Here is a 16,825-nt window from a genome sequence, read left to right as displayed (position 1 = left end):
ATGATAATCAGCTAAATTGGAAAGGAATTATTTCCTCGGAGGACCTAATGGACTGGATTCAAAGTGTACAAAGTTACATTCGAGTTATCGAAGAAGGCAGCTTCAATGCAGCCGCCCGGAAGCTCAACACGACAAGCTCCGCCATCAGCAAGCGTATCCAGTGGTTAGAGGACAAAATTGGCGTCCAGTTACTCAAGCGTACCACTCGTTCAATAAGTCAAACCGAAGCTGGCGCCCTATTCTACGAACGAGCCAAAGTGCAACTTGACTCTTGGCAGTCCGTGTTAGACGAAACTCGCTCAGTAAACCAGTCTCCGGCCGGTCTGTTAAAGATTGGCGCAACGTTGGCGGTAGGTTCTAAGTTTTTAGTCCACTACCTTGATGATTTTCTAGAAAAATACCCCGATATCACTCTGCAACTCACCACGACGCTACCCGGTCAACTGCCGGAACTGAGTTTGGATCTCTTCATCAGTCGTCATTTAGAACAGCTCAATTCATTAAGCTTTAAAGCCACCCCGCTGTTCGAACACAAAGCTCAGTTTTATGCAGCGCCGAGTTACTTAGAAAAATACGGCACGCCACAAAATGTTGAAGAGCTGACAAGACACAATATTTTGATTTGGGGAGAAAAACCTGCAAGAGAGATCAAAACCAACCGAGGGAAAAGAGTGAGCTTGTCAGGCAACTTCGCAACGACCAATCCTGAAGCTTTGTTTCATGGTGCAAAACGCGGAATGGGTATCTTGATGACCAACAACGTAATGATCAAAGACGATTTAAAATCCGGGGCGCTAGTGCCTATTTTGCCGGATGTTACAGCCGACGAGGCTACGGTGTATGCGTATTACCCAAAACTGGATTATCAACACACACGCACCCAATTGTTCCTCGACTATCTAAAATCCCGTTTAGAAGAAGAAAAACGCATCTAATTTGATAGTTTTCTTGTTAAATGTGTGAGTAAGCGACTACTTTGAAATTAATGCCTCAAACTTTGATAACACTCTAGTCTTACTAGACTCACCTATTAGTGTTAATTCCTTGTCTGTTGGGATTCAAAGTTTGAAAAATCTCCTTAAGTACACGATAGTTTACTTGATGCATATCAAATTATAAGTCGTCGTGTCGCACAACTATCAAAGCACGATATGAAATTAATAACGGCTAGGTAACGTGTTTAATGGATCATGTACAAATCAGTGTCCAAAAGCTTGATGAAATATTGAAGCTCAATGGGAGCGCTCTGCTCAACAGAGTGACTTTAGATATCCATCAACAGTTGAAGAGTCATTGTACATGCGTTGTTGAAGTGGCTCATCTTCAACATGCTGTGCACACCATTTCCTTTGCAGGTGGCGGAGAGATCTCAGATAACCTCAGTTACCACCTGTCAGGCACGCCATGTGAAAAAGTCGCGAAAGACATTGGCGAGCACATCTTTTACCAAGATCAGGTTTATAAACGCTTTCCTGAAGACCAGATGTTTCAGGATGATGGCGTTCAAGCTTACCTTGGCCTCCCGTTGAAAACACAAAGTGGCGAAGTGCTTGGGATTTTGCTGTCTACTTTTACGCGAAGTATTCACGCGAAAGAAGCACAAGATGCGCTCGAACTTCATCGCTTTTATGCCAATGTGATTATCCATAGCCTTCGTGAAAAATGGGTCAGCGAGCGTTCGGACAAACTCCTAAACCAACTTAGCTACGAAGTCTCCCATGACAACCTCACCGGTTTGTTGAACCGCAGCTGTTTGGCAGATACGCTCGAAACATTAACGCAGCAAGCCACCCGCCCTTTTAATCTGGCGTATTTAGATATCGACAACTTCAAATCGATAAACGACATCAACGGGAACTACATTGGTGACCAGATCATCAAGTTTACTGCAAATGCGATTCAACAGAGCTTGTCTTCCCCAAATAACGCTTTTCGCGTCGCTGGCGACGAGTTTGCCTTTATTATTTACGATGAAGATCCCGTGGCTGTATGTCAGGAAGTGCTCAATAAAATTGAAGCCGGTTACAGTGACAAATCCAATCGTATTTCTTTTACCGTGAGCATTGGCATTGCACGAGCGCCTGTTCACATGCTCAACAGTGATGAACTGATCCTAAATGCCAGCTTAGCGTTGAAAGATTGCAAAAAACACCGTGACACACGAATTCAACATTACGACACACACTTAAGTGCGCTTTATCATCGTCAAACGCAACTGATTGAAGCAATGCGCATTCAATTAAGCACGAGCATTACTGAAAGTCATGAGCTTTACGTGGTGTTACAACCGATTGTTGATGTAAACAATGATCGCTGGGATTACTTTGAAATACTCGCTCGTTGGAACAGCAGTGTGTATGGCAACATCTCCCCTGCGGAGTTTATTGAAGCGGCTGAGCAATCGGGATTAATCATCGAATTAGGTGAGCGAATCATAGAGTTAGCATGTATTGCGAAGCAAGAGTTAGAGGCTCACCTCGGTTATACCGTGAAGTTATCCATCAACTGCTCTGCACACGAACTGGTCGATTCAAACCGCTACATCAACCACCTAACAACCTTGCTCGAGCGATACGGTCACGATGCTTCGGACTTTGTTATAGAGCTCACTGAAACTGTTTTGCTTTCACAAAGTGGACGCGAGCAGATGGTTTTGAACTCGCTTCGCTATCTTGGTTTTAAAGTCGCACTGGATGACTTCGGCACTGGCTATTCGAGCTTAAATTACATTCATAATTACCCTATCGACAGCATCAAAATTGACGCCACATTTGTGCGCAATATGCTCTCGAACAAAACGTCAGAGCAAGTGGTGTATCTGATAGCCCAGTTAGCTCAACTGTTGGATGTCGACTTAATTGCAGAAGGCGTAGAAGACGACAGGGCGTTAAATAAGCTTATCGACATGGGTTGCCATTATATTCAAGGCTACTTCTATTCTCGCCCACACAACGTCGATGAATTGGTACACATGATTAACGATAGACAAGTCAAACGCGCATAAAAAAGACCAAGCAATTAGCTTGGTCTTTTTGTTTCGATTAAGAGCCTAAACAGCTATAAAACCGCTTTCTCTTTGTTTTTTAGCAGCTTATCCATTTCATCTCGATTCGCGATGAAGGTTGCCATCTCCTTCTTAGGAACAGAGCTCGCCATCGGAATATTCGCGCGCATCGCGTTTACAGGGCGTCCGTACTCGATCAATTCATAGTGAAGGTGTGGACCAGTAACTCGGCCTGTTTTACCAGACAAGCCGATACGCTGACCGCGAGAAACTTTTTGGCCTTTCTTCACTAAGATCTTGCTTAGATGCAGGTAACGCGTTTTGTATTTGTTACCGTGCTCAACAACAACGTAGTTACCCGCATATGGGTGCTTACGGGTCATAATCACAGTACCATCACCCGTCGACACTACTGGTGTGCCAGTTGGCACAGCAAAGTCAGTACCGTTATGCGGTGCAACACGGCCTGTTACTGGGTGTAAACGATTCGGGTTAAATCCAGAACTGATACGCCAACTACGGCTCACAGGATAACGTTGAAACGCACGCTGTAGGCTTTCACCTTTCGCGTTGTAGAACTGACCATCCGTATGAAGATACGCGGTTATCTCACGACCACGATTGTAGATTTTGATCGCTTCGATTTCATTCTTGCCAGTTGAAACACCGTTGATAGTTTGTGAACGACGAACCACTTCAAATCGGTCACCCGCACGAAGATCACGTCCAAAGTTCACCTGCTCTTTTAGCAAGCTCACCACTTGGCTGATTTCTGCAGAACTCAGACCTAAACGATTCGCAGAAGAAGAGAAACTGCCTTGAATTACGCCAACTAGCGGCTCCTGACGCCAAACACCAGGAATGGAAATATCGGTAAAGTCATAGCCACCATCGCTGTTCAGCTGGTAAACCACTTTATCTGCAATCGAAAATTGCAGTTCCATTTTTTCTAGCTCGCCTGTGGCATCATTGCGCCAAAAACGCAGCGTATTACCAGGCTTTAAGGTATCAAGTGCGAGGTAGTTCAAATCCGTTTCCATTACTTTCATTAATGAACTGTAACCGAAACCGAGTTGGCTAAAGATAGTACTTAAATTATCGCCAGCTTGGATTTGATACTCAAAATTAGGTGGAGTGACGACTTCCGCAGTCGTCGCATCAAGAATTCGTTCAACAACCTGCGATTCTGGCAGGTTTAATGCGATGGTTTTAGTTAAAGATGACTCTTTGAGAGAGTGAGAAACACCTATCGCAACTAAAACTGGCAAGGAGTATAACAGTAGCGCTCTACGACTTGTCAGATTCGGCAACCGTTTTGTAATTTCATTTGTAGACACGGGAATTACTATCTCCTTTCAAACAAGGCTCATAGCTTATGCATTCCCGTATAAGAAATCACTATGAAATTTCGAGATCTAGCGCAGAAAACACTTAATTTTTACAGAAGTCAAAAAAAATTCATCACTGTTGCATATGTAGGTTATTACCTACACGGGTTAGAGTGGCTGAATTTGATTGATTTGGCTCATCTGACATGGATTGACTTTCGCCATGCGTTAGGAATGAAATAGCGATTTTGGTATCCGTTTGCCAATTGATTTGAGCAAATTTAACTCGATCACCAATAAACACGCTGTCTAGCAACACCACTCGGCTCGGGATCGGATCAAACTTAAATAACCCAACATAATAAAATGCCCCTGAGCCTTGAGTCGTAACAATCATCGGCGCCGCAATCCAAAATTCTTTGTTGATTTCACGTTTAGCGATAAACGCGGTCGGTACCAAAATCTGCCCCTTTGTCGCGCCTGCATCATACTGACCAATCAGGTAGCCATTCTCCTTGTCCCACTCTTCTAAAAAAGAGACGGCATTTTGCTCTGGTACTTGAATTGTCCACGGATTCTTCGCTTGCACTCCCAATACTTCGGCAACGATAGGATTAGATTGCACTTCTGATTGCGGAAACTTGGCCATGATTTCATCATCAGACAAGCTAAAGCGATACACACCAGCAATGATAACAATCACTAATAGCACGATAGGAATAAGAAGAATGAGTGGAATTGGCAGAATTCTGCTGCGAGCCATGGCGACTTCCTTGTTTTTGTTCTAAAAATTGTGTTCGGAGTATATACCAATTCGAATAGGATCACCGCATACACTCAAATCTCGATGAACCAAGTATCGTGAAATCACTCGAGCGGATTTAGGTATAAACTGTTTAGTGGGCAATCGATAGGTAATAACGATGACAAACATAATTCACACCGGAGAGTGCGCCTGTGGCTTAGTTCAACTTCGCTGTAAAGATGAACCTCTGCGAACCTCTATTTGTCACTGCTTTGAATGCCAGAAACGAACAGGCAGCGTTTTTGGTGTCCAGGCCAAATTCGATAAGGAGCAGGTCATTTTAGATGGTGACACGACCAACTACACCAGAATCAGCGACGATGGTAATGAAGTGAAATACGAATTTTGCCCTGCTTGTGGCACGACGATGCGACTGTTGTTATCCGCAGCTCCCGAAATCGTTGTTGTTCCCGTTGGAATTTTCAATAACACCGAATTTCATGAACCAAAAGTTTCGATTTATGAGCAAAGGAAACATGGCTGGGTGAGTTTCGAGTGCACAATGGAACACATTCAATAGAGGGGAATCCCCCTTTATTGGCTTGTTGTTATCTGAGCAAAAGCTCTATAAATGAGATTTTTTTGAGAATGATCAACCGAGTTGAACAGGAAAAGGTTTCGTAACTCAGTGTGAGCGTTATAATCTGCTCCTAACATTTGGTGGGGTTTTATTGTGATTTCCAGACTTCCTCGTTGGGTGGAATATGGCGCGTTTCTACTTGCCCTTCTCGCGGGCTGCGTCAATGCCGTTGGTCTTCTCGGCTTTCAACATCAAGCGATAACGCATCTTTCCGGAACCGTAACTCAGCTAGGGAATAGCCTATTAACAGGTATGGATAATTCCATTCACCTGCTCTTTATCGTATTCAGCTTTTTGATTGGCTCTGCGTTTAGCGGCTTCTTTATTGAGAGTAGCGCTTTAAAGCTTGGCCGACGCTATGGTGTGGCACTTTGTATTGAAGGGAGTTTGTTACTGTTAAGTTTAGGCTTCTTGGTCGAGGGCGACTCCTACGGCCAATACTTAGCGTCAGCAGCATGTGGTTTGCAGAATGCGATGATCACCACTTTTAGTGGCGCAGTTGTCCGAACGACACACATGACGGGGATCATTACCGACCTTGGCATTATGATTGGTGAGAGCTTACGAGGACGTCAATTTGACCGCCGTAAAGCTAAGTTGTTTCTATTCATCTTCTTTGGTTTTTTACTAGGCGGGAGCGTCGGCGCTGCCTTATTTATGGCTTATGGCTTGTACGCTCTGGTATTTCCTGCAATTTTAGCCTTTGGTATCGCGCTAATTTACTGGGCTTACCTTTACTCCATCAGTCGCAACCAAAACGCTTAATTTCAAGCAACGGATTCAGCCATCAATGCATGAATCCGTTGCGACTCTGCTTCATTCCAATCCACCTTCGACTGTCTCAACTTTCTTTATATAACACTCAATACAGCCTTCTATAACCCTTAGTACTACTAAGGTTAAGCCTAAAAACCAAGGTAATTTACGTGAGATCGTAATCACATTTGCCCGTCTTTTTATTATTCCAGTCACACTGCACCCCATAAGAATCTGCACAGCACGCCTCTCGTGCTACAATTTTCTAACACGCGCAACATTTTCATATACACAATGGCGTTATTTGGCAATTTATCCGATAAATCGGCTGAATAACTACATGTATTTAATGAATAGTATTGCAATGGATGCAGTTTGCGGGTACCCTCCGCATTACTGTGATTAAATACGGATGTTTAGTGAATATTTATGTCATGGAATATGGCGAGTATTGACTAGTAGTAACACGAGAAAACTATGCATAACAACACCAATGCTACTGAAGCACCTAAGGGCAACTTTTGGATGTTCTTCATTCCATCCCTAATCGGTCTTCTGCTGTTTATGGCGCCTATTTCTTACAATGGCGACCTCACTATCCCTGTTGCAGTCATGGCAAAAGTCATTCCTGCCTTACTTGGCGATGCACTTATTGCTATCGTTACCGCTATTATCGCTTTCATGGCTGTCGCTTCTGTTCTTTGTAAAATTTTCAAGCCAGCAGCGATCCTTCGTAACGGTTTCTTAAACGGACTTTTCAACCCGTCTCCACTTTGGCTTGTTGTTCGCCTAATCGGTGGTGCTGCGGTATTGATGACGTTCTTCCAAGTAGGTCCAAAAGCGATTTGGGAAGAAAACACGGGCGGCCTTGTTTTAACTGGTCTTCTACCAACGCTATTCGCAGTATTCATTTTTGCTGGCCTTCTGCTTCCTCTACTACTTAACTTCGGTCTTCTAGAACTATTTGGCGCGCTATTAAGTAAAGTAATGCGTCCGGTATTTAACCTACCTGGCCGTAGTGCGATCGACTGTATGGCATCATGGTTGGGTGATGGCAGTGTGGGCATCCTACTGACAAGCAAGCAGTACGAAAACAAGTTCTACACTCAACGTGAAGCGGCAGTTGTTGGTACAACGTTCTCAGCGGTATCGATCACATTCAGCTTAGTTGTTATTGCTCAGGTTCAACTTGAACACCTGTTCCTACCTTTCTACGGAGCTATCTGTTTAGCAGGTATCGTGGCTGCGGTTATCATTCCTCGTTTACCGCCTCTAAGCCTGAAAAAAGACCGTTACATTGACGGCAGCAAGCCAGCAGAAGATGTAGATGCAGTGCCAGAAGGTCACACGACATTCTCATGGGGCATGGACTTAGCTCTAAAACGCGCTGCAGAAGTAAAATCTGTTCAGTCTGTATTCAAAGAAGGCGTACACAACGCTATCGATATGGTGTTTGGCGTACTGCCTGTGGTTATGGGTTTGGGTACCGTTGCACTAGTGATTGCTGAATACACGTCAGTGTTTGAGATCCTTGGTCAGCCATTCATTCCTTACTTAGAGTTGCTACAAATTCCTGAAGCAGTACAAGCATCGCAAACTATCGTGGTTGGCTTTGCAGATATGTTTATCCCTGCGATTCTGGCGGCATCTATCGACAACGAAATGACTCGTTTTGTTATCGCAGCAATGTCTGTTACTCAGTTGATTTACATGTCAGAAGTTGGCGCACTACTACTAGGTAGCAAGATTCCAGTTAACATCGTAGAACTGTTTGTTATCTTCATTCTGCGTACGCTGATTACACTTCCTGTGATTGCTGGTGTTGCGCATCTGATTTTCTAAAATCAAAGCATACACAAAGGCTCCGCTCCGTCGGGGCCTTTTTTACAACTAAAATTTGGCTTAGTTCCCCACTTAACTTCGCCCCCCAACGTAAACTCTATAATTTACAAAGAAAAAACCTCAATAAATGCTTATTTATAATACATAAAACTTTACTAAACTCCTCAATCAAACCTGTTAACAACAGTACTCTTTAAGCAGTTCCTTTCATTATGACGCTTTCATTAAGATGGCTCACTAATCAGATCAAACTCACAAGTTTTAACTCAAATCACCGTTTTGTTTAATTTTGGTTAAAAAAGACAACAAATGGATTCATGTTTTTGATAAAGATGTCGATAAGAAAGTAATCAAACACAACAGGTTTCTTTTTCTGCCGAATTCACCCGAACCAAAAAAGAGGTGGAAGCAGAAGAAAACTATCCGGGAGACTTAGAGGAAAACTCATGAAATTCAGACATAAGGTTGTCACCGCCTCTTCAATTTTGCTGCTAATTACTGTGTCGCTACTATCGACGCAACAAGTTATGACGATTCGTTCTCAAACTCAGGAGCACATCAATTCAAGCGTTAAAGAGATTTTGACCAGTGTGAGCAACACCGTTCAATCCGAAATGAACGCGAAGAAAGATCTCGCACGCTCGATCACAGAGATCATAGAACTATCGCCAAACGACCGCACATACGTAAAAGACATTCTTGAGAAGCCAACTCCGAAATCGAGCTTCCTAGCGATTGGTTTTGGTTACGAAAGTAATGGCTTCGTGATTGAAAACGACGACGGTTGGGATGCAGGGCCTGATTATGATCCTCGACAACGCCCTTGGTTTATCGCAGCCAAAAACAAAGGCGATTTGGTGGTTACCGACCCTTATGTTGATGCATCATCTAAGAATGTAATCATCTCTGTTGGTACGCCAGTAAAACAAAACGGCCAGTTCTTGGCGGGCATGTTTTACGACCTAGAGCTAACTACCCTTTCCGACCTAGTTAACCAAGTGAACCTGTTTGATGCTGGTTACTTGTTCTTAGTCACTGACGATGGTACGACGATTGCGCACCCGCAAAGTAAGTACAACGGTGAAAAGCTCAATAGCTACCTACCGCAAGTTGACCTAAATAAGGCGACTCAACACATCGAAGTTGATGACAATCCTTACATGGTTAGCCTTACTCATATCCCAAGTGAGAACTGGTATGTGGGCGCAATCATTGATGAAACGGCAGCTTACTCAGTGGTTGGAGAGCTACGTAATAGCGCGATCATTTACTCAATCATCGCTGTACTAGCTTCAGTTATCGCATTAACACTTCTGATCAGAACCCTAATGCGCCCGCTAGATACACTAAACACAGCAATTAAAGACGTCGCATCTGGCAAAGGTGATTTAACGCAACGCCTAGAAACTGACACCGATCAGGAGTTTTCTGAGCTAGCGAAAAACTTCAACACCTTCATGGAAAATCTTCAGCAGCAGATCATTGAATCGAAATCGATCTCTGATCAGATTCTTACTGGTACTCAAATCACGGCAGAAGGCGCCCGCGACTCCGCTGGTGCCATTCAAACTCAGCTTCAAGAATTGGAGCAACTGGCAACCGCAATGCACGAAATGTCTGTCACCGCGACAGAAGTTGCGAACAACGCACAAGGCGCCGCAAGCGCTGCGAAAGAAGCCGATCAAGCAACCATTGAAGGTTCATCAGTGGTGAGCGAATCAACACAAACCATTAATATGCTCTCAGACAGCATCGATTTGGCTGTTGAAGAAGTTCAAGTGTTAGAGTCAGCAACAGCAAACATCGAAACGATTCTTAAAGTTATCAACGATATTGCAGACCAAACCAACCTACTTGCATTGAATGCTGCAATCGAGGCTGCACGCGCAGGTGAATCTGGTCGTGGTTTTGCTGTAGTGGCAGATGAAGTTCGCACACTGGCACAGCGTACACAGGAATCGACAACAGAAATTCGCAGCATGATTGAGCAGCTACAATCTGGTGCTTCTTCGGTGGCAAGCGCAATGCATCAAAGCAAAGGCAGTGCTGTAGAAGCGGTAGAAAAAGCTGATTTGGCGAATGATGCGCTACAACGCATTCGTGATGCGATTCAACGTATCTCAGACATGAACTTGCAAATCGCCTCTGCGGCAGAAGAGCAAAGCCTTGTTGCGGAAGAAATCAACAACAACACGGTCAATATTAAAGACCTATCCACTCAAGTTGCTGATTCTGCAAACCGCACTAACGAAGCGATGCAATCTCAACACGACAATGTACGCAAGCAGGATGAAATCCTAAATCGCTTTACGGTTTAGACCTTTCATCAACAAAAACAGCGAGCCTAGCTCGCTGTTTTTGTATCTATAGTTTTACATAGATATATCGGTCACTTGAACGACGATAATAATGGTCATCCACTTTTAAATACGTAAAGTTACCAATTTGAATGTAAGTGCTATTACGAGGAATGCGGTCGTAATAGTAGTATTGGTGCCTTGGCGGCCTTGGGTTCACCACAATCACATCATGATGTCGGTGTTTATGCTTGTGCTTACGTTTATGGTGGTGATGGTCATGATGATGCTCGTGTTTATGACCGTGTCTGTGTTTTGGATCTGCCATCGCTTCCGCACTGAACACACCCAAAGACAGCATAACGCCAACCATGGCAACAGATAATTGCTTTGACACAACGACTCCCCTTATCGATACAACTATCACTATATTAGTCAGCATCTGCTTACCACATGTCAGTTGTTCGCTAAGGAGTATCACCTCTCGGTCAGAGCTTATGAACAATTATCAGCACGACGTCAAAGCCGTCATCTCTCGTAAAACTTATGTCATTGCCATTAAAAAAGCCGCTCGTTTCTCAACGGGCGGCTCATGTATTCAATGTGCTTGTATTACACAGCTTGTGCAAATAGTAGGAAGCAGCCAAACAGGAAGATCATACTCATGCCCATCACACCGCCACCAGCTTCGTAAACGCTGTTGTCTTCGACAGGTACACGGCGCACTTTCATTGTCATCGACAATGGAACAAAAACTGCCAAGAACACAAGAATAATGCCTGCGTAGCTTAAAATTGCTAAGAAATGTTCCGGAGCAAATACAGCACCAAGTAGCGGCAGAATAAATGTGGTGACGAATACCACTGGCTTGCTGGTTTTGAGCAAGTCCGCGTTTTGGTCGTAAAGCGCCATTGCCACACCCAAGAATGAAGTTAGCAATGCCAAACCAGTAAACATGGACAGAATAAACTCCAAGCCATTGTACTGTTGACCAAGAACCGAGATAAGTTCAGTGACGTTTGAGTACTGTACCAGCTCATGTGGCGGCAAATTACCCACAACCGCAAACAACCACAATAGGTAACAAACCAAAGGAATCGTAGAGCCGACAACGATCATGTTGCGCAGCTGAGTTTTGCTCGCTTCTTTGTTGTAAGTCACCAACGAAGGAATGACGACCATAAAGCCAAAACTGGTGAATAGCACAGAACTGGTTTTGATCAGTGCCATTTTGTCGCTACTCACGACTTCGTTTAGGCCTTCGAATGAAACACTAGGAGCAAGAGCAAACAGCGTTAAAACAAGCGCAACAATCATACCGATAAACAGACCACGGTTCAGCTTGTCGACCACACCAGTGCCAGCAGAAACAATCAGACCCACTAAGATAGTAAAGCCAACTTGGCTAGAAACAGTGGAAACAGAAAGGCCGACTGATGCCGTGATTTTTTGCACTAAATCGCCAGCGCCAATGATGTAAGCCATCAATAGACAAACAAGCAACGCGTAAAGCAGACCATTGGTCACTAACTGACCGCCTTTACCAAGTGTTTCGCGGGCGATTGCGTTCATACTTACGCCACCACCGACTTTGCAACTCGCTTCAAGTAGAAGCAAAGCGGCATAAGTCGTTCCAGCCCAGATGAACAACATAAGAAGAGTGCCCCAAAGGAGGCCAAATTGAGCAAGCACCATAGGTATGGCAAGCATACCAGCGCCAAGAGCAGTACCTGCAACGATCAGGGAACTGCCGACAAGTTTTAGGTTCACGGTTAATACCTCTAAATTCAATCCGTTTATCTCTCGCCTGCTGTGCAGCATCCAGAGCACAGACACAAAACGACCCTACTTCTCTCTTAGCCAGAAAATGGATACAAGAGCCCCAGTCACAAGAAACATGCAGCAAAAGGTGGTTAGTTCAATTGCACATGAATGAATCGGGAGTCGTTTTGGGCGATGTTAATGGTTGATGAGATGTGACAACTTTGGGTTCGAAGCAAAATCGTTCATCTGGAATCATCAACCCCATTCTTTATGAATGGATTTGGTTCGAAAAAGATTGTAAGGCATAACTAGGACGATTGAAAAGCAAAAGGTCAGTCTTACAGCGATATATTTTAACAACCCTTTGATGGAGCAATAGATATGTTGCTATTTTCATCGCTAGTTAGTCTTTTATCGCTTAATGAGAAAAAGAACGTGCTGGAGCGCTCAATTATTGGCATGTGTACAAATTAATTTACAGTTTAGATTAAGGTATTAGATTCCAAGGACGTAGCCTAGATCAGACAATATCGCTATTATTCGCTGCGTACCGACTCGCTTCGGTTCACATACCTCTAAACACTGATTTACGGTTCGAAAATTTAGGTAAATGAGTGTCCGAATGCTGGGTGTGGTTCCCCAGCATTTGCATCTCTTCTTTGTTTATTATTCCCTTTATTCAACACAATCCAATCGTTGACGATATTGTGCAATGCGTTAGCACGCTCTATCTAGTGCTTCAATGGCATAAGTTAGTTCTGATAGCCCCATATCAGCTATCTGTTTCTCGGTATCACTCATGCTTTCATACGCCAACAGCAGTTCACTTTCGGCTATAGCCTCACGGTGAAGATAAAGCTCTTTATAGCTCATCAGACGATGCTGTGACTGCCGAGTCAATGTCACAACATTCTCTTTTGAAGCGCGGTGTTTCTCATCAATTTCATTCAGCAGCTGAACTAAAATGCGTTGCATTTTGCGAATAGAGACTTTTGCTGTAATTGATTTATATGACTGATGCTTTTCCATTTTTATAAGAACGGACTGAAATAATTGCACATTTAATTAGAACGCCATTCTTATACCCTTTTTAAAATCGGGTAAAGATAGGGTGGTTAAAGTGGTCCACTTCTTGCGTTGATTAGGTCAAAACTGTCCTATCTGGAGAAGCCATGCACGTAGACCCTATCGTTGAAGCGCTCATTATTAGACGAAAAGAGCACGGTTTGTCGCGTGAACAAATGGCAAATATTGCAGGGATGAGCGTCAAAACCTACCAACGCATCGAGCGAGGCGAATCGGATCTCAAACTTTCGCAATACCGCTCTATTTTGCGCTCTCTAAATCTGACTGACCTCGATATCGCGCTCGATATTAGGGGGATAGAACACGTAACCGCAGAAGATTTGGTGACGGTTGCTCGGCTGCTATCACCTGAAGCGCAGTCCCTACTGGTGCGCCTCTTATCTCTAGTACTTGAACAACGCTCAGATCCTAACGCTTCCTAATTGTTTCGCTCTGTTATACTTATGTTTTGAGCACCCTACTCTCCAATATCAAGGGGAGGCGTTTTATGAACTGCATATCAATTTTCAGAGGGCTTGCGACCAGTGTGTTTGTCATGATACTTGGCACAACAGCATTACAGGCAAAACCTCATCCGCAACATTCGGTGAAACCCATTACGCAACCGGGCAATAAGCACCACAGTCACCCTGTAAATCGTCCGGTGCGACCGATTCGGCCGCCGCATCACCATCGCCCTTCACACGACTACAGACCGCCTTACTACCATCGTCCACCCGTCGTAATAAGACCGCCGCGATACCATTCCTCTTTCATTTATGTGCGACCTGGTTATTGGTATCCACCTTATCGTGGTCGTTATTACTATTACCATAACGATCTGGTTGGCATCGCTACGTTTGCGATTTTCGCTGGAGTGACCTACGCCATTGTGCAAGACGCCTATTATCAACAGCGCGGCAGTCGTTACGTGTATGTCCAAAACCCACCAGCCGGAAATTACACAGTCATCAGTGGTAGTGATGTTTTACCTAACTCAGCGTCAACAACAACGAGCTTAAGTACTGTGACAACCTCACCCAACTCTTATTCTGCCTCTCCTAACCAAGTGAGCACTACGACAACAGAGGCAAGCAAAACCATCACTAGGAAAACCCCAAGCCCTTATAAGCTTGGCGAAATTGTTGACTCACTTCCCCACACCAAGCAGACGGTAGTGATAGACGGGCAAAGCTATTTCAAATACCAAGACACATGGTTTGCGCCACTTAGGGCAGATCGTAAATATGTAGTCGTTGAGTCACCTTTGTAAGTAAGCAAGTTTGTACATAACTAATACAAACCCCGCCGATTGGCGGGGTCTACTTTTGATTATTCATGCACATACATCAGTAAAACGCGTCGAACTCAGGAATGCGTGGTTTACCTCTGAGTAGTAAGAACTTCAAGAAACGACGGGTTGAAGTCGTTAGGATTTTGTCCTTCTCCACGCCATGTTTTTCCAGCAATTCGATGGCGAGATCCAGTTTTGAAATCTCTTCGCAAAAGTGCGCATCAGAGCCGGTACTGAAATACACGCCAATCTCTTTTCCTAAGGCAACAATTTGATCACAGCGCGCATCACTGCCCTTTCGGCTCTTGCCTGTGAGAGACGTATTGTTCACCTCAATCGCCACATTTTGGGATTTAGCGCAACGCAACACTTGCTCCATATCAAATGGGTAATTGGGATTACCTAAGTGCCCTAACACGTCCACTCTGCCACTTTTAATGACGTTAATTAGCGCGGCAGTGTGCTCCGCTTCGGTTGCGGGTCTAAAAACGGGCTCATGAAAGCTAGCAATTACCCAATCAAGATGTTGATCAGAGGAAAGCGGAAGATCGATCTCGCCTTTGACGTTTAAAGTGTTGGCTTCAACGCCACGGAGAATACCGACCTCATGCAAAAAGCGGGGCAAAATTCTTTGATTATTGAAGTGCCAGTAGTGAGGGGCTCCTGGCATTTCGGGAGCATGATCGGTGGTACAAAGAAGTTTTAGCCCCTTATTCTTGGCTGCCAATGCGTTCTCTAAAATGGTGCTGTAGGCATGTCCACTGGCAATAGTATGGGTGTGGCTATCAACGACGATATCCATGGTGACCTCCTAAATTGTGGACAAATTATCGAATTTCGAACGAACCGTTTTGATTGAGAAACAGCGTGAGATCCGCGGGAATTGAATGATTTAAAACCTTATCTACATTTACGGCATCTGAGTTTAAATAAAACGCTAATGCGGCTTCTGGTGCGGTGCCACCACGAATCTTACGGTTTACTAAGCGTTCTTGCAGAAACTCAGGCTGTGTATTGACGAAGACGGTAAAGTCTGCCAAACGATGCAGTTCATTCCACACCGGTTCATTAAGCAGTAACCAATTCCCCTCAACGACAACAACATTGCGATTCACTAAAATGGCGTCGTCGACTGGATCATGCAAATTGCGGTCGTAGTAAGGCCATTTCGGATCTTTCACTTTGAGCTGTTTGAGCTTGTCGATAAGCTCCGTCAGATTAAATGTTTGATAGGCCCCCTTAATACTGCGCAGAGACACGAGCTCACCATCTCGTTCAATCGTATTGTTGTCGAGGATCTCATTTGGATAATGGAAACCATCAAACGGCAGCACTTGTAAAGGCTCTTGGCTTTCATCTTGTTCCGACAGGTATTCCCAGAACGCAGCGAGTGTCGACTTACCGCTGCCCGGAGGTGCACACAAGAACACCACTATGCGTTCCTGCTTCTCATGGTAGAGGCGAGTAAATTTTTCGATAAGAGGCTGATGGATTCGTTTTACGTCGGCATCGGGAAAGGTTGCTTCGGTTTCGAAGCCACTGACGTTTAAATTCACTTTCATGGTGAACCCTTACTGATTGATTTCCTCTTCGATTCTTTCTATCAACATTTCACACGACAGCTTGAGCACTGTTTTGATGAGAGATTCGTATCTCATTTGCGAAAAGGACTCAAACGAAGAGAACTTTAGCTGATTGATCGACTCAAGATAAAAGCAGTCTTGCTGAGAAGAGAGTACAGCTTGGTTTTTGATGAAGTCATAAATCACATCATCTGTAAACGCGATCTTTTCAGGCTGAGTAACCACATACTCCAATACCTGATCGTACAAGCCAATGTCTGCATAAGTTTGTAATGAGATTTTCCCCATCGCAAACATCAACTTGGAGACAACATCGGTCGTGACCAATGGCCCATCTTCTCTCAATAAAGGATCCACAGCATACTCCTTCACTAAGTCGTCTTGGACGAACACACTCGGAAGTAATGCTTTTAACTTGAGGTTAATTATTTTGTTAGAAACCTGAAGAAACGCAGTAGCATTTTCACACTCATCCAATTTCTCCAGTAATTCGTCTTCACGTGACAA

16 protein-coding genes are annotated in these 16,825 nt (G+C 44.2%); 8 read left to right on the top strand and 8 right to left on the bottom strand.

What is annotated here, in order from left to right:
• Positions 1-47: 47 nt before the first annotated feature.
• Positions 48-935 carry a LysR family transcriptional regulator gene (locus tag ACF8EG_RS22590; protein WP_025633029.1) on the top strand — a complete coding sequence of 296 codons (888 nt, stop codon included), beginning with the start codon at positions 48-50 and terminating at the stop codon, positions 933-935.
• A 248-nt stretch (positions 936-1,183) separates the two neighbouring features.
• Positions 1,184-3,004: a bifunctional diguanylate cyclase/phosphodiesterase gene (locus ACF8EG_RS22585; RefSeq protein WP_069505804.1), complete on the top strand. Its 1,821-nt coding sequence runs from the start codon at positions 1,184-1,186 to the stop codon at positions 3,002-3,004.
• A 53-nt stretch (positions 3,005-3,057) separates the two neighbouring features.
• On the opposite strand, the gene ACF8EG_RS22580 is transcribed toward ACF8EG_RS22585, so the two are convergent.
• Positions 3,058-4,341, bottom strand: a complete 1,284-nt coding sequence (locus ACF8EG_RS22580; protein ID WP_011106286.1) for a peptidoglycan DD-metalloendopeptidase family protein — start codon at positions 4,339-4,341, stop codon at positions 3,058-3,060.
• A 124-nt stretch (positions 4,342-4,465) separates the two neighbouring features.
• On the bottom strand, positions 4,466-5,095 hold the full coding sequence (locus ACF8EG_RS22575; RefSeq protein WP_069505802.1) for a hypothetical protein: 630 nt from the start codon (positions 5,093-5,095) through the stop codon (positions 4,466-4,468).
• 160 nt (positions 5,096-5,255) lie between these two features.
• Here ACF8EG_RS22575 and ACF8EG_RS22570 point away from each other — a divergent pair, with 160 nt between their 5' ends.
• The 4 genes from ACF8EG_RS22570 to ACF8EG_RS22555 all read left to right on the top strand — a co-directional run bounded on the left by ACF8EG_RS22570 (position 5,256) and on the right by ACF8EG_RS22555 (position 10,633).
• The gene (locus tag ACF8EG_RS22570) at positions 5,256-5,657 is read left to right on the top strand and encodes a GFA family protein (RefSeq protein ID WP_005487761.1); all 402 of its coding nucleotides are present in this window, start codon (positions 5,256-5,258) and stop codon (positions 5,655-5,657) included.
• A gap of 153 nt (positions 5,658-5,810) precedes the next feature.
• Complete coding sequence (locus ACF8EG_RS22565; protein WP_015313010.1) at positions 5,811-6,482, top strand: YoaK family protein; 672 nt, start codon at positions 5,811-5,813, stop codon at positions 6,480-6,482.
• Between the two features lie 468 nt (positions 6,483-6,950).
• A complete protein-coding gene (locus ACF8EG_RS22560; RefSeq protein ID WP_005462024.1) occupies positions 6,951-8,315 on the top strand; it encodes a YjiH family protein in 1,365 nt (454 codons plus the stop codon).
• 446 nt (positions 8,316-8,761) lie between these two features.
• Positions 8,762-10,633 carry a methyl-accepting chemotaxis protein gene (locus ACF8EG_RS22555; protein WP_025503254.1) on the top strand — a complete coding sequence of 624 codons (1,872 nt, stop codon included), beginning with the start codon at positions 8,762-8,764 and terminating at the stop codon, positions 10,631-10,633.
• Between the two features lie 46 nt (positions 10,634-10,679).
• Here the strand turns inward: ACF8EG_RS22555 and ACF8EG_RS22550 are convergent, their stop codons facing one another.
• The 3 genes from ACF8EG_RS22550 to ACF8EG_RS22540 form a co-directional block, all read right to left on the bottom strand.
• Entirely contained in the window at positions 10,680-11,009 is a 330-nt protein-coding gene (locus ACF8EG_RS22550; protein WP_069505800.1) for a hypothetical protein, read from the bottom strand.
• Positions 11,010-11,224: 215 nt separating this feature from the next.
• Positions 11,225-12,382, bottom strand: coding sequence for an amino acid permease (locus ACF8EG_RS22545; protein WP_005462067.1), 1,158 nt, complete (start codon positions 12,380-12,382; stop codon positions 11,225-11,227).
• A 711-nt stretch (positions 12,383-13,093) separates the two neighbouring features.
• Positions 13,094-13,405 (bottom strand): hypothetical protein, encoded by a 312-nt coding sequence (locus ACF8EG_RS22540; RefSeq protein ID WP_025793905.1) that lies wholly within the window; start codon positions 13,403-13,405, stop codon positions 13,094-13,096.
• A gap of 143 nt (positions 13,406-13,548) precedes the next feature.
• Here ACF8EG_RS22540 and ACF8EG_RS22535 point away from each other — a divergent pair, with 143 nt between their 5' ends.
• Complete coding sequence (locus tag ACF8EG_RS22535) at positions 13,549-13,884, top strand: helix-turn-helix transcriptional regulator (RefSeq protein ID WP_005462056.1); 336 nt, start codon at positions 13,549-13,551, stop codon at positions 13,882-13,884.
• A gap of 65 nt (positions 13,885-13,949) precedes the next feature.
• Positions 13,950-14,714 (top strand): hypothetical protein, encoded by a 765-nt coding sequence (locus ACF8EG_RS22530; protein ID WP_062905396.1) that lies wholly within the window; start codon positions 13,950-13,952, stop codon positions 14,712-14,714.
• A 76-nt stretch (positions 14,715-14,790) separates the two neighbouring features.
• Here ACF8EG_RS22530 and ACF8EG_RS22525 read toward each other — a convergent pair whose 3' ends face one another.
• Genes ACF8EG_RS22525 through ACF8EG_RS22515 form a run of 3 tightly spaced genes read right to left on the bottom strand, consistent with a single transcriptional unit; the run spans position 14,791 to position 16,825 of the window.
• Entirely contained in the window at positions 14,791-15,537 is a 747-nt protein-coding gene (locus ACF8EG_RS22525) for a phosphatase (RefSeq protein ID WP_053815330.1), read from the bottom strand.
• 25 nt (positions 15,538-15,562) lie between these two features.
• Positions 15,563-16,297, bottom strand: coding sequence for a nucleoside/nucleotide kinase family protein (locus ACF8EG_RS22520; RefSeq protein ID WP_021450709.1), 735 nt, complete (start codon positions 16,295-16,297; stop codon positions 15,563-15,565).
• Positions 16,298-16,306: 9 nt separating this feature from the next.
• A complete protein-coding gene (locus ACF8EG_RS22515) occupies positions 16,307-16,825 on the bottom strand; it encodes an MltR family transcriptional regulator (RefSeq protein WP_005462031.1) in 519 nt (172 codons plus the stop codon).

This window comes from Vibrio sp. YQ_11, from assembly GCF_043103065.1.
In the GTDB taxonomy this organism is placed as follows: domain Bacteria; phylum Pseudomonadota; class Gammaproteobacteria; order Enterobacterales; family Vibrionaceae; genus Vibrio; species Vibrio parahaemolyticus.
Note: the sequence above shows the minus strand (reverse complement) of the source record. Positions and strands in the feature narration are given on the sequence as shown.